This is a genomic window from Streptomyces actuosus (assembly GCF_016921115.1).
GTDB classification, from domain to species: Bacteria; Actinomycetota; Actinomycetes; order Streptomycetales; family Streptomycetaceae; genus Streptomyces; species Streptomyces actuosus_A.
In genome coordinates, this window is the sequence record NZ_JAFFZS010000007.1 from 165,163 (window position 1) to 178,405 (window position 13,243).

The 13,243-nt window shown below is 73.9% G+C and carries 12 protein-coding genes; 6 read left to right on the forward strand and 6 right to left on the reverse strand.

Annotated elements, in window-relative coordinates; all coding sequences use genetic code 11:
- Positions 1-63 precede the first annotated feature (63 nt).
- The gene (locus JS756_RS12000; protein WP_205383034.1) at positions 64-1,698 is read right to left on the reverse strand and encodes an alkaline phosphatase D family protein; all 1,635 of its coding nucleotides are present in this window, start codon (positions 1,696-1,698) and stop codon (positions 64-66) included.
- A gap of 76 nt (positions 1,699-1,774) precedes the next feature.
- Complete coding sequence (locus tag JS756_RS12005) at positions 1,775-2,419, reverse strand: HNH endonuclease family protein (RefSeq protein ID WP_205383035.1); 645 nt, start codon at positions 2,417-2,419, stop codon at positions 1,775-1,777.
- A 379-nt stretch (positions 2,420-2,798) separates the two neighbouring features.
- On the opposite strand from JS756_RS12005, the gene JS756_RS12010 reads away from it, so the two are divergent.
- The gene (locus tag JS756_RS12010; RefSeq protein ID WP_205383036.1) at positions 2,799-3,380 is read left to right on the forward strand and encodes a TMEM165/GDT1 family protein; all 582 of its coding nucleotides are present in this window, start codon (positions 2,799-2,801) and stop codon (positions 3,378-3,380) included.
- Positions 3,381-3,582: 202 nt separating this feature from the next.
- On the forward strand, positions 3,583-4,260 hold the full coding sequence (locus tag JS756_RS12015; RefSeq protein WP_205383037.1) for an HAD-IA family hydrolase: 678 nt from the start codon (positions 3,583-3,585) through the stop codon (positions 4,258-4,260).
- Between the two features lie 160 nt (positions 4,261-4,420).
- On the opposite strand, the gene JS756_RS12020 is transcribed toward JS756_RS12015, so the two are convergent.
- Complete coding sequence (locus JS756_RS12020) at positions 4,421-5,788, reverse strand: peptidoglycan-binding domain-containing protein (protein ID WP_307790525.1); 1,368 nt, start codon at positions 5,786-5,788, stop codon at positions 4,421-4,423.
- Positions 5,789-5,967: 179 nt separating this feature from the next.
- Here JS756_RS12020 and JS756_RS12025 point away from each other — a divergent pair, with 179 nt between their 5' ends.
- On the forward strand, positions 5,968-8,007 hold the full coding sequence (locus JS756_RS12025) for an MDR family MFS transporter (protein ID WP_205383039.1): 2,040 nt from the start codon (positions 5,968-5,970) through the stop codon (positions 8,005-8,007).
- Here the strand turns inward: JS756_RS12025 and JS756_RS12030 are convergent.
- The gene (locus JS756_RS12030) at positions 7,937-8,545 is read right to left on the reverse strand and encodes a GNAT family N-acetyltransferase (RefSeq protein ID WP_205383040.1); all 609 of its coding nucleotides are present in this window, start codon (positions 8,543-8,545) and stop codon (positions 7,937-7,939) included. The two genes, JS756_RS12025 and JS756_RS12030, sit on opposite strands and share 71 nt — an antisense overlap.
- Between JS756_RS12030 and JS756_RS12035 the strand changes: the two genes are divergently transcribed.
- On the forward strand, positions 8,544-8,933 hold the full coding sequence (locus JS756_RS12035; RefSeq protein WP_205383041.1) for a hypothetical protein: 390 nt from the start codon (positions 8,544-8,546) through the stop codon (positions 8,931-8,933). The genes JS756_RS12030 and JS756_RS12035 overlap by 2 nt on opposite strands.
- 13 nt (positions 8,934-8,946) lie before the next feature.
- Here JS756_RS12035 and JS756_RS12040 read toward each other — a convergent pair whose 3' ends face one another.
- Positions 8,947-9,351, reverse strand: a complete 405-nt coding sequence (locus JS756_RS12040; RefSeq protein WP_205383042.1) for a DnaJ family domain-containing protein — start codon at positions 9,349-9,351, stop codon at positions 8,947-8,949.
- A 121-nt stretch (positions 9,352-9,472) separates the two neighbouring features.
- On the opposite strand from JS756_RS12040, the gene JS756_RS12045 reads away from it, so the two are divergent.
- Positions 9,473-9,865: an FHA domain-containing protein gene (locus JS756_RS12045; RefSeq protein ID WP_205383043.1), complete on the forward strand. Its 393-nt coding sequence runs from the start codon at positions 9,473-9,475 to the stop codon at positions 9,863-9,865.
- Between the two features lie 99 nt (positions 9,866-9,964).
- Here the strand turns inward: JS756_RS12045 and JS756_RS12050 are convergent, their stop codons facing one another.
- Positions 9,965-10,636, reverse strand: coding sequence for an O-methyltransferase (locus JS756_RS12050; protein WP_205383044.1), 672 nt, complete (start codon positions 10,634-10,636; stop codon positions 9,965-9,967).
- A gap of 497 nt (positions 10,637-11,133) precedes the next feature.
- Between JS756_RS12050 and JS756_RS12055 the strand changes: the two genes are divergently transcribed.
- Positions 11,134-13,188, forward strand: a complete 2,055-nt coding sequence (locus tag JS756_RS12055) for a bifunctional glycosyltransferase 87/phosphatase PAP2 family protein (protein ID WP_205383045.1) — start codon at positions 11,134-11,136, stop codon at positions 13,186-13,188.
- Positions 13,189-13,243 lie beyond the last annotated feature (55 nt).

Below are 13,243 nucleotides of genomic sequence, written 5' to 3' on the forward strand. Positions count from 1 at the left end.
TTCGGTTCTGATCGCTACCGAATGAGTGCTCAGGTTAGGCATGCCTTACTGTTACTTGCAACTTCAAGCTCCATCACCGAGGGTGGACTCCGCCACCGTGCGCAGCGTGCCGTTCGGCTGCGCCTGTTCCAGCGTCAGCACGGCCGAACGCCCGCGCAGCGTCAGCGTCATCAGCTGGTTGCCGAACCAGGGGCCGCCGGTCCTGCGCCAGTTCACCGGCGGACGCGGGCCGCCGCCGTGCCGCGCGAGCCGGCGACCCAGCGCCCGCGCCGCCGCGCTCCACCCGAAGCGGAAGCCCAGCCGCATCGCCGCGGGGGCCGCGTTGTGCACGGGTGAGCAGGTCAGCTGCACCACGCGGGCGTCGGGGGCCCGGCCGTCCGGCCAGGCCGGCTCGGCCGTGTACGCGTGGTGCACGTCCCCCGACAGCACGCACACCGTCGCCGGGGCGTCCGGCCCCGAACCGGCCTCGGCGAGCAGTTCCGCCAGCGCCGCGAAGGACGCCGGGAACGCCGCCCAGTGCTCCAGATCGGCCCGCCGCCGCAGCCGCTCCCCGAAGCGCGCCCAGCGGGCCCCCTTCCCGCCCAGGCACAGCGCCGCGCTCCAGGTCTCGACGTCGTGCACGAGGTGCGGCAGCAGCCACGGCAGCGAGGTGCCGACCAGCAGGTGATCGCAGGAGTCCGGCCGGTCCAGCGCCTGCTCGCGCAGCCATGCCGCCTCGCCGGGGGTGAGCATCGCGCGCCGTTGCTCCTCCAGCACCCGCGCCGCCCGTGTGTCCACCATGAGCAGCCGGAGGCGGCCGATGTCGCGCCGGTGGCTCCAGCGCGCCGTGGACGGGTCGGCGTCCGCGGCGGCGGCGAAGGCGCGCAGGGTCTCGGTGGCGTCGGGGGTGCCGCGCACGGCGGCGAAGAGCGGGTCGGCGTCCAGCTCGGCCGGGGAGAGGTTGCCGAGGTGCTGGTGCACCCAGTACGACATCAGCCCGCTCAGCAGCCGCTCCCGCCACCAGTCGGTGGCCCGCATGTCCGCGAGCCAGGCGGCGGAGGTGTTCCAGTCGTCGATGACGTCGTGGTCATCGAAGATCATCACGGACGGCACGGTGGACAGCAGCCAGCGCACCTCCGGGTCGAGCCAGGACTCGTGGTAGAGCCAGGTGTACTCCTCGTAGTCCGCGACCTCGCCGCCCGGCGGGTCGGACGGGTCGCGGCGGGCGGCCAGCCGCCGGCGGATCGCCGGGGAGGTCTCGTCGGCGTACACCTGGTCGCCCAGCAGCACCAGGAGGTCGGGGTGTTCGCCCTCGGGCGCGGCGGCGAGCCGCGAGGCCAGCGCGCCCAGTGCGTCGGGCCCGGCCGGGTCCTTCTCGGTCGCCGGCCGGGCGGCCCAGCGGCAGGAACCGAAGGAGACGCGGAGCGGACCGTCCCCGCCCGGCGTCCGGATGACGGAGGGCGGGAAGCGGGAGTCCGGTGGCGGCCAGACCCGGGCGCCGTCGAGGAGGACCTCGTACGCCGTCGCCGTGCCGGCCGTCAGGCCGGTCACGGTCACCAGTGCGTAGTGGTGGCCCGCCACCTGGAAGGTGCGGGCCGTGCCGCCGGCGCCGCCGGCGCCGCGCACCTCGGCGGTGCAGGGACGGCTCGTCTCGACCCACACGGTCGCGGACGAGCCGTCGGTGTACCTCAGCAGTGGTCCCAGGCGCAGTCCGGCCATGCGATCCCCTCCTCCGTCGCCCGTACGGTACGGAACGATGACGGAGGAAGGGGAGATCCCGGACGTCCGCGGCCCGTCAGCAGTTCGCGAGGTGGTTCTGCAGGGCCGTCTTCTCGGCGGAGTCGACCGACAGGTCGTAGGAGTACTTCACCTGCACCCAGGCGCGCGCGTAGGTGCAGCGGTAGGCGGTGCGCGACGGCATCCACTGGGCCGGGTCCTTGTCGCCCTTTGCCTGGTTGACGTTGTCGGTCACGGCGATGAGCTGGGGCCGGGTCAGGTCGTTGGCGAAGGCCTTCCGCTGCGCCGTGGTCCACCCGTCGGCGCCGGAGTCCCAGGCCTCGGCGAGCGGGACCAGGTGGTCGATGTCGAGGTCGGAGGCGGCGGTCCAGGTGGCGCCGTCGTAGGGGGAGTACCAGCGGCCGCTGGTGGGGTAGCAGGAGGAGTTGGTCACGACGTTCGCGCCGTCGCGCGCGAGGACCGTCTCGCGGGTGTTGCAGCTGCCGCTGATGGTGATCCAGTGCGGGAACAGGTCGCGGTCGTAGCCCGTGCGGTCCTCGGCGGCCACGGTGAGTCGGGCGAGATAGGTGCGGGCGGTGGAGGCGCTGATCGGGGTCGGGAGGGCGGCGGAGGCGCTCGGGGAGTTGAAGAGGGCGGCGGAGGCGATGAGCCCGGTGAGGGCGGCGAGTATGCCCGACCGTCGACGCGCGTAGAACTTCGGCATGTGCGAACTCCCTTGGGCAGTGGGGGTGTTGGAGCACGAGCGAGGGGAATGCTCGCGGCGCCGTATTGCGGGGAGATGTGCGCCGGGTGAGAAAGTAATGTCGCGTTCATGACATGACAAGGTTGAGGCTCGAACTTTTTGTCGCGTACGATGGGCGGCGTTGAAGGGGAGTAGCTCTTCGCCGGACCGTCGACACACTGCTCAGCTCGCGCTGAGCCGGCGCCCGGGGGCGGAATCGCGGATTCCGTCAGCGAGACCTTCGGCCAGCAGTGCACGCCCGCGCCCCTCGGTGCGGGCGCCCGAGTGTGCTGCCGTGCCGAGGCGTCCGCGCGTGGTGTGCAGCACTCTCGGTGGGGCGGCCCCGACCGATCGAGGAACCTTGGTCAGCATCACCGTCTCGGCGCTCGTCTTCGGCGTCGTCTTCCTTGCCGAACTGCCCGACAAGACCGCGCTCGCCGGCCTCGTGCTCGGCACCCGCTACCGGGCCTCCTATGTCTTCGCCGGCGTCGCCGCCGCGTTCGCGCTGCACGTCACGCTGGCGGTGGCCGCCGGCAGTGTGCTGACGTTGCTGCCGCGGCAGGTCGTGCACGCGCTCACCGGCGTGCTGTTCCTGGGTGGGGCCGTGGTGCTCCTGAGGGGGAAGGGCGAGGGTGACGAGGAGATCCGCAGGCCGGAGAACCAGACCTTCGCCAAGGTCGCCGGGGCCGGCTTCATGCTCATCCTCGTCGCCGAGTTCGGCGACCTCACGCAGATCATGACGGCCAACCTCGCGGCGCGCTACGACGATCCGCTCTCCGTCGGCCTCGGTGCGGTGCTGGCCCTGTGGGCGGTGGCCGGCCTGGGCATCGTCGGTGGGAAGGCGCTGATGAGGCGGGTCCCGCTGCCGCTGATCACCAGGATCGCGGCGCTGCTGATGCTGGGCCTCGGCGCGTGGAGCCTGTGGGAGGCGGTCGCGGGGTGAGGGTGCTCCCGGTGCCGTCGAGCCGAACGGTGGGTGAACGATCCGCGGCGGCGGTGGCGGGATGCCGGAATTGTTTTGTACCGTAGGGGAACAAAGTGGTCCCCGTTCGTTCTCCCTGACCGGCGGGCGGGGCCGCCTTGTCCCCGCGGGGCCCGGCCGGCCCGACCCGCTGATCCCCGTCACGAGATTCCCGGAGCTGCCGATGACGGCCACCGCCGCGTCCACCGTTCTCACCGCCCGTGCCCTGTTGCTCGACATGGACGGCACGCTGGTCGACTCCGACGCCGTCGTGGAGCGCATCTGGCGCCGTTGGGCGGAGCGGAACGGACTCGACGGCGACGAGGTGCTCAAGGTCGTCCACGGACGGCAGGGGTACGCCACCATGGCGGTGCTGCTGCCCCATCGGCCCATGCAGCAGAACCTCGCCGAGAACGCACGCATGCTGGCCGAGGAGACCGCCGACATGGACGGCGTCGTGCCGGTGCCGGGGGCACCGGAGTTCCTGGCCTCGCTGACCTCCTCGGTGGTGCCGCACGCGCTGGTGACCTCCGCCGACGTGGCGCTGTCGACGGCGCGCATGGCCGCGGCGGGGCTGCCGCTGCCGGACGTGCGGGTGACCGCCGAGTCCGTCGGGGCCAGCAAGCCGGACCCCGAGGGCTTCCTGAAGGGGGCGGCGGAGCTGGGGGCCGCCGCGGAGGACTGCGTGGTGTTCGAGGACTCCGGAGCGGGGATCGCCGCGGGACGGGCCGCCGGGATGCGCGTCGTGGGCGTGGGGCCGCGGGCACGGGCCTACCGGCCCGACGCGTGGGTGGCGGACCTGACCCACGTGCGCGTCGAGGCCGACACGGACGGCGCCGCCCTGCGGCTGCACGTGGCCTGACCAGGCGCCCGGCACGGGCCCACGGACGGAGCCCCGGACGGGACGCGCCGGGCGCCCGCGGACCGGGTTCCGCGACCGGCCGGCCGAAGCACCGGCGTCCGCACCGCGCGACGCCCCGCGGATCACCGCGTCCTCGCCCGCGCGGCGATGCGCCGCCGCGTCAGGGCTCCCGCGTCTCCGCCTCCAGCATCGACCGCGTCTCCGGCCCGTACACGCCCAGGGGGTCCGAGCGGATCCCACGGGCCCGCTGGTAGCGGCCCACGGCGTCCTCCACCTTGCCGTTGAAGCGGCCGTTGACGTCGCCCCCGTACAGGCGGAGCTCACGCAGGCGCAGTTGCAGCTCGGTGACCTCCGGGCCCTTGTCGCCGCGACGCAGCACCGGGGCCTCGGTCGACGGCCCCAGGGCTGGAGCGGGCTCGCTCGCCGTCGCGGTCGACGTCGACGCCGTCACCGCCGGGTCCGGACTGGACGGCGCCGACCGGGACGGGGCCGGTGACCCGTTCGACTCCGACGCCGACTCCGACGGGGACGCCGAGGGCGACGCGCTGGACGAGGACGGCGACGGGGACGCCGAGGAGGCACTCGCCGACGCGGTCGATGCCGTCGGCGACGCCGGCTCCTGCGCCGCGCTCGTCGTGGTGTCCGGCACGGCCGCCCGCACGTCCTTCGACGCGGCGTCGTCCCGGGACGGCGACTCGTACGAGAACAGCCCGCTCGCCAGGCCCGCCACCGCCACGACCCCCGCGACCGCCCCGCTCACGCCCAGCACGACGCCGCGGCGGCGCGCACGGTCCTTCCGGCCGCGCCGGCCCCGGGTCCGCCCGTCGAGGCCGTACAGGTCCGCACCGCGGCCGGGAGCCGCTCCCGCTCCCTCGAACAGGCTCAGGTCCGTCGCGTTCGGCGGGCTCACCGGCGGCGCAAGCGGGGCCGGGAGCACGGCAGTCGCGTCCGGGACATCCGCGGCGGCAGTCGGACCCGGCTGCCGCGGAGACGGGGACGGGGGCACGGCGCGCAGAGCCATCGTCTCCTCGACGGCTCCGGCCGGCCCGGCGGCATCGGGGGTTCGGGCGGGCGCCGTCGTTCCGGCCGCCTCGGCCGCCGTTCCCGCGGGTGCGGCACCGGAGGCGTCCAGGGCGCCCGGCGGCTGGGGGGCCGGCGTCCGCGGGGACGGCGCCACCGCGCGCAGTGCCATCGTCTCGTCGACCGCGTCTGCGGACCCGGCCGCCGCGCGCGCACCCGCGCCGCCGGCGGCCCCGGCGCCGGGCGTGTCGCCCTGCGGGCGCCGCGCGTGCCGCCCGCTCCCGGTGGGTCGCGCGGCGGGTGCGTTCGCGGTGTCCTCCAGTTCCACGTAGGGCCGGATGCGCAGCGGGTCGAAGTCCTCCACCGCGGCCTGCTCCGCCGACCGGGCGTCGCGCAGAGCGTCGGACGCCCGCTGCCCGCAGGCGCACGAGGGGGTGTTGTCCGCCCCCCTCGGCGCGCCGCATTCCGGGCACTGACGTGCCTGTGGCCCGGTCCCGCGTTCGTCCACGTGTTCGCCCCTCCCCATCCGAATTCCAGAGATTATGCCGATCTCCTTCACGCCGGATGGCCCAACCCCCGTAAGACCGGGCCGTCGAGAGGACTCAACAGGCCATAAACGGTCACACCCCTCACGATGGAAGTCGCAGTGGACGGTTCACACACGGTTTCCGACCCCGGGAGGTCGTCATGACGGTGGCGGGTCACGCCGACACGGCCGACCGGCGGCGGGAGCAGGTCACCGGAAACGTGCTGGTCTCCATCGGCGCCCTGCTCCTGGGCATGCTGCTGGCCGCTCTCGACCAGACCATCGTGTCGACGGCGCTGCCGACCATCGTCAGCGACCTCGGCGGCCTCGACCATCTCTCCTGGGTGGTCACCGCGTACATGCTCGCCTCGACCGCGGCGACGCCGCTGTGGGGCAAGCTCGGTGACCAGTACGGCCGCAAGAGGCTGTTCCAGATCGCCATCGTCATCTTCCTGGCGGGTTCCGCGCTGTGCGGAATGGCGCAGAACATGCCCCAGCTCATCGCCTTCCGCGCCGTGCAGGGCCTGGGCGGGGGCGGGTTGATGGTGCTGTCGATGGCGATCGTCGGCGACCTCGTCCCACCCCGCGAACGCGGCCGGTACCAGGGCCTGTTCGGTGCCGTGTTCGGCGCGACCAGTGTGCTCGGGCCGCTGCTCGGCGGGCTGTTCACCCAGCACCTGAGCTGGCGCTGGGTCTTCTACGTCAACCTGCCCGTCGGCGTCGTCGCCCTCGCCGTCATCGCCGCCGTCCTGCACATCCCGCGCAAGGCCAGCCGGCACGTCATCGACTACCTCGGCACCTTCCTCATCGCCTCGGTCGCCACCTGCCTGGTGCTGGTCGCCTCGCTCGGCGGCACCACCTGGAGCTGGGGCTCCCCGCAGATCGTCGGACTCGCCGTCCTGGGCGTCGTGCTGGCCGTCGCCCTCACGGCCGTGGAGCGGCGGGCCGCCGAACCCGTCCTGCCGCTCTCGCTGTTCCGCATCCGCACCTTCACCCTCGCCGCGGCCATCAGCTTCATCATCGGCTTCGCCATGTTCGGCGCGATGACCTACCTGCCCACCTTCCTGCAGATCGTGCAGGGCGTGTCGCCGACCATGTCCGGCGTCCACATGCTGCCGATGGTGTTCGGGCTGCTGCTGTCGTCGACGCTGTCCGGGCAGATCGTCAGCCGTACCGGCCGCTGGAAGGTGTTCCCCGTCACCGGCACGGCCGTCACCACGCTGGGCCTGCTCCTGCTGCACCAGTTGGACGAGAACAGTTCGACCGCGGAGATGAGCGGCTACTTCTTCGTCTTCGGGCTCGGCCTCGGCCTGGTGATGCAGGTCCTCGTCCTGATCGTGCAGAACGCCGTCTCCTACGAGGACCTCGGCGTCGCCACCTCGGGAGCGACCTTCTTCCGCTCCATCGGCGCCTCCTTCGGCGTCGCCGTCTTCGGCACGATCTTCGCGAACCGTCTCGGCGACCAGCTCACCGACGCCTTCCGCGGCGTCACCCTGCCGCCCGGCACCTCGGTGGACGCGCTGGAGGCCGACCCGCGCGGCATCGCCGCCCTGCCGCCCGACCTGCGCCCGCCGGCCCTGCACGCCTACGCCACCTCCATCACCGACGTCTTCCTGTACGCCGCGCCGGTCGCCGCCGCGGGCTTCGTCCTCGCCTGGTTCCTCAAGGAGGACCGGTTGCGCGCCTCGGTCACCGCCCCCGACGTCACCGAGACCCTCGCCAGCAACCCGGTCGAGCGCTCCTCGTACGACGAGGTGTGCCGGGCGCTGTCCGTGCTCGGCACCCGCGAGGGCCGCCGTGAGATCTACCGGACCATCACCGAGCGGGCCGGCTACGACCTGCTGCCCGGGGCGAGCTGGCTGCTGCTGCGGATCAACAGGTACGGCGCAGTCGAACCCGCCCCGCTCGCCGAGCGCGGCCCCGTGCCGCTGCACATCGTCCTGGAGGCCGCCCGCCAACTGGAGGAGCGCCGGCTCGCCCGCCGGTACGGCGTCGAGCTGGTCCTCACCGACACCGGCCGCGAGGTGGCCGCACGGCTGGCGCGGGCCCGTGAGGCCTCCCTCGCCGAGCTGCTGGGCGACTGGTGGGGGCCGGACCGGCCGACCGACCTGGCGCAGCTGGTACGGGAGCTCAACGAGGAGCTGTGCGGCTCGGAGCGGGAACGGCCGGGGGAACCGCGGCCGGCGACGCCGTTCGGCTGAGGGACCTGCCGTACCAGTGCTCGGCGTACACGTCGTCGTTGTGCGGCTCGGTCTCGGCGTAGCCGAGGCGCGCGTACAGGGCCCGCGCCTCGACCAGATCACCGCGGGTGTCCAGGACCATCCGCCTCGCGCCGAGTTCCCGTGCGGCCTGCTCGGCGGCGCCCACCAGCAGCGCCGCGCCGCCCCTGCCGCGCATCGCCGGCAGCAGGAACACCCGCTTCAGCTCGGCCGTCGCCGCGTCCAGCAGCCGTACGCCCGCGGTGCCGGCGGGCTCGCCGTCGCACCGCGCCACCAGCAACCGGCCGCGCGGCGCGGCGAGGTCCGCGCCGCGCTCGGCGGCGATCTCGCGTTCCAGCTCCGCGGGGTCGGTGCGGCGCCCCTCGTGCAGCAGGTACCAGCGGTCGCTGACCTCCGTGTAGTACGCCCGCCAGAGCGCGGCTGCGGCGGGGGAGTCGGGGGCTTCCGGAGCTACGGTCCAAGCGGGCACGGTCCATTGTCGGGGGAAGCCCGGCCCGGGACGCAAACGCTTTGGCGGCATGTGTCCGCACCGCGGGGCCGGGACCGCGGCCTCCGGGCCGCCCCGCCGCGCCTCCCACCCCGGGCCTGTTCGCCCGGCGTTCGGCGGGCAACCCCACGAGGACTCCGAGCGGCTGGAGCAGCGGCTCGCCCACGCGGTCTCCCGGTTCGTCGACGGCCCCCGCGACGCCGTGGCGGACGCCGACCAGGTGCTGGAGGACATCGCCGCCCGCTGCACGGAGGCGTTGACCCGACGGCGGCGCACCCTGCGCACGTCCTGGCAGACCGCGGACGCCGGCGACGGCGGGCCCGCCGCGGGCACCGGCACCGCCGCCCCCGCGGACACCGAGCAACTCCGGCTCGCTCTGCGGGACTACCGCGAGCCGGCGCAACGCCTGCTGCATCTGTGAGCGCGGCCGGCCCTCACCGCTCCCGGCGCTCCCGCCACCGCCGCGCGACCTCCTCGACGTCGTACGGCTTCATCCCGAGCGGGGGCCCGGGCGGCGGCTTGTACATCATGTCGCGGATCTTCACGTTCACGTCCGTGACGATCTTCCGGGCGATCCGCTCGGAGGGCGCCGCGATCGCCGCGACGAGCGCGTCCTCGGCCTCCTTGCGCAGCGCCAGCGCCGGTGGCAGGACCGAGATGCCCTCACGGGCCAGCTTCCGCTTGATCCACCACTGCTCGTCGTAGGCCGCCTCGACATCGCGCGGAAGCGGTTTGCCGGCGCCCGGCAGGTTCTCGAACTCGCCGCGTGCCTCGGCGTCGCGGATCTGCTTGTCCGTCCAGGAGTCGAAGCTCACCCCCGGTGGCTTTCGCTCGCTCATGGGGCCATTGTGCCGGACGCGGCCCGACCTGGCGTCCTATCATGCCGCCGGGAGCCGATCCGGCCACCGGGCGAAGGGCGTCGGACGACGTCGCGCCAGGTCACCTCACGAAGGAGCGCACGTGCTCGAACTCACCATGGCCACTGTCTCCGGGGCGGACGCGGGTGCCACGGCCGGCATGCTCATGGCCGACGCGCCGAGCGAACCCGGCGCCGTGCTGCGTGTGGGCCGGGACGCGTCCGCGTGCCGCCTCGTGACGCCGGAGGACTGGCTGTTCGTCTCGCGCGTCCACCTGGAGTTCGTGTGCGGGCCCGACGGGGGCTGGCGGCTGACGTGGCTGCGCGGGTCCCAGTCCGACCCGTCCTCCGAAGTCCGGCTGGTGGTCGGCGAGTACGCCCAGCCCCTCACCTACGGCGGCAGCGTGGGCCTGCCGCGCGGCGCCGCGGGCGAGGTCGTCGTCGTGGACCGCACCGGCCCGCGCAGCGTCAACGTGGGTTTCTACCACGAGGCCTGACGGACGGCTCGCGGCCCGGACGAGGGCACCCCGCACGCTCCGCCCCGCGCCCGGCACGGTGGCGCCCCGGCCCCGTTCGGGCGCGGGTGGTGCCCGGCCTCAGGCCAGGACCCGGGCCAGCGCGAAACCGTCGTACCCCTTGCTGCCGACCGTCTGGATCGCCGTCCCCGACAGCCTCGGGTGGGCGGCGATCAGCTCGATGGCCGCGCGGGTTCCCTGCACGTCGGGCGCGGTGCTGCCGCTGTCGGCGACCCGGCCTTCGCGGACCACGTTGTCGACGACGATGACACTGCCGGCCCGCGTGAGGCGCAGCGCCCACTCCAGGTAGTGGGCGTTGTTCGCCTTGTCCGCGTCGATGAAGACCAGGTCGAAGGGGGGCGGGTTCTCGTCGGCGAGTTTGGGCAGCGACTCCAGGGCCGGGCCGATCCGCACCTCGACGATTCCGTCGAGACCCGCACGGGCGATGTTGCGGGTGGCGATCTCGGCGTGCCTGGCGCTGTACTCCAGGGAGACCAGGCGCCCGTCGGCGGGCAGGGCGCGGCCCAGCCAGATGGTGCTGTAGCCGCCGAGCGTGCCGATCTCCAGGATGGCGTGCGCGCCCTGGATCTGGGCGAGGAGCTGCAGCAGCTTGCCCTGCGGCGCGGTGACGTTGACGTGCGGCAGTTCGGCGGCCTCGCTGTCCCGCAGGGCCGCCTGCAGCACCTCGTCGTCCGGCGCGAGGTGGCTGGAGAAGTAGAAGTCGACGTCGTCCCACAGCTGTGAACCGCTCATGCGCACTGCCCGCCCTTCGTCCTCGACCGATGCCCGCCCCAGGATTTCAGAGAACCGGGGGCGGCTGGGGGAGGGCGGGGCGGGCGAGGCGTGCGGGGCCTGTGTGGCGTCACACGCGCCCCCGGCCGCTCGCCACCGAATCCGCCGACCCGCCGCCCCGTGCACTCCCCGCGCCGCATCGGGCCCTCCCGACCGTCACGGACGGTATGCTGCTCGCTGCACAGTGCACGCATGCCGGGAGGTGCGGGCCCGTTCCGGCACGGGCGGGCGTCGTCGCCCGCCACCGTCCCGGTTCCGCCTCCGCGCCGTCCCGGTCCCGCGCGGAGGCGACCGGGCCGCCGTCGGACTATCGTCGTGCGGGCGAAAGGAACGCGGCCGCCAGGTGAAGCGGCGGTTGCGTGCGTCTCTGTCCGTGGGCGGTGCGCGCCTCGTAAGGTGCGCGAAGGCGATCCCTCGTGCCGGACGCGGGGGACGGATGGGGCGGGAGGACGACGAGCTTGGCGCGAGCGGAGCGGAGCGGGCGACCGGCAAAGGCGTTCGGAGCGACGGCCGTGAACGCGGCCGGGGCGCGGCTGCACGCACTGCGGCTGACCCTGTGGCTGGTCGCGGCCGTGCTCGCCGCCCGTCAGGTGGCCGTCGTCCTCAACAGCCCGCGCGGTGAACGCCTGATCGACCTGGAGACCTGGGTCGGCCCGGCGGGCGTCCTGCACGTCAGCGGCTCGCTCTACGACTCCACCCGGTTCACCGGCACCCCCTTCGGCGGGCTCGTCCTCAAGCCCCTCACCCGGGCGGCCGAACAGGCGCTCGGCTGGGGCTGGACCTTCGGCACCCTGCTCCTGGTCGTCGCCCTCGGCCTGGTCGCCGCCCGGGCCCTGCCCCAGCCGGTCGGCAGACGCACCTCGCAGCTCGCCGCCCCCGTCGCGGTCAGTCTGCTGGTGCTGTCGCTGCCGGTGCGCAACGCCCTGTGGCTCGGCCAGACCAGCATCATCCCGGTGCTGCTCGTCCTGGCCGGCTGCTTCGTCGTCCGCGGGGAGCGGGCCGGCGGGCTGTGCGTGGGCCTCGCCGCCGCGCTCCAGCCGACGGTGCTGCTGTTCGCGCCGCTGCTGTGGCTCACCGGCCGCCGCACCGCGGCCCGGTCGGCCGGCGCCGCCTTCGCCACCTGCACCCTGCTGGCGTGGGTCGCCATGCCGGACGACTCCCACACCTACTGGGTCCACCACATGGCCGGCGTCGGCCTCGGCGGCGAGGCGGACGCCCTCGCCAACCAGTCCCTGCACGGCGCCCTGCTCCGCGCCGGCCTCAACGGCCCCGCGGAGATCGCCCTCTTCCTGCTCACGGGCGCGGTCGTCGCCGTCCTCGGTGTGCGCCGCGGTGTGCGGTACGCGCGTGACGGCCAGCTGCTCCTCGCGGTCGCGGTCACCGGCTGCGCGGTCGTCGCGATCTCTCCGACGGCCTGGCAGCACCAACTGCTGTGGGTGCTGCTCGCGGTCGTCGGCCGGGTCGGCAGACGGGCCTCCGACCGGTACGTCTGGCCGGTCGCCGTGCTGCTGGTGATGACGCTTCCGGCGAGGATGCTGCTGCCGAACAAGCCGCTGTTCGAGCCGCTCATCGACAACCTGGTGCTGCTGACCGCTCTCGCCGCGGCCACCGCCGTCCCCTTCCTGCTGCGCAGCTCCCCCTTCTTCCTGAACCCGGTACCCACCGAGTACGCCGCACCCGTGTCCGCCCGTCGGCCGCGCCGGTCCGCGGTGCCGGTCCTGCGCCGTGTGCTCACCCGACCGAACCTGCTGTTCGAGCTGCTGCTGATCCGCATCACGTACTCCGTGTACGCCAAGATCCGCCTCGCCGCGGCCGGGGACTCGGGCAGCGGCGGCCGGGCCCGCGCCGAGGACCACGGCCACCTGATCCTCGGCCTCGAACGCTTCCTGCACCTGGACGTCGAACGCGGCGCCAACCGCTTCGTCGCCGGAACGGGCTGGCTGGAGGACTTCCTCAGCTTCTACTACGAGTCCTTCCACTTCGGGGTGCCGCTGACCATCCTCGCGGTGCTGTACTGGCGGCGCCCCGTCGACTACCGCTGGGCCCGCTCGGCGATCGGCTTCGCCACCGTGCTCGCCCTCGTCGGGTTCTGGCTCTTCCCGCTCGCCCCGCCCCGCCTGATGCCCGGCCTCGGCATCGTCGACACGGTCAACGGCCCGCAGGACTTCTCCAAGCCCGACTACGGCACCCTCACCGAGCTGACCAACCAGTACGCGGCGATGCCGTCGCTGCACTTCGGCTGGTCCCTGTGGTGCGGGCTGGTGATCGTGATCCTCGCCCCGAGGTGGTGGATGAAGGCGCTCGGCCTGCTGCACCCCTTCTTCACCGTGTCCGCGATCATCGGCACCGGCAACCACTGGGTGCTCGACGCGGTGGGCGGTGCCGTCGTGGTCGGCGCCGGATTCGGGCTGACGTACCTGCTCCAGGGGCCGCGGGCGAGGGCGGCCGGGCCGGTGGCCGCGGCCGTCGGGCCCGCGCGCCGCGAGCTGGTCCGCGACGGAGCTCCGGGCTGATCCCGGGACGTCTCCCGCGCGTCCACGACCGGCCGTGCGGGCGTGCTCCGGCCCT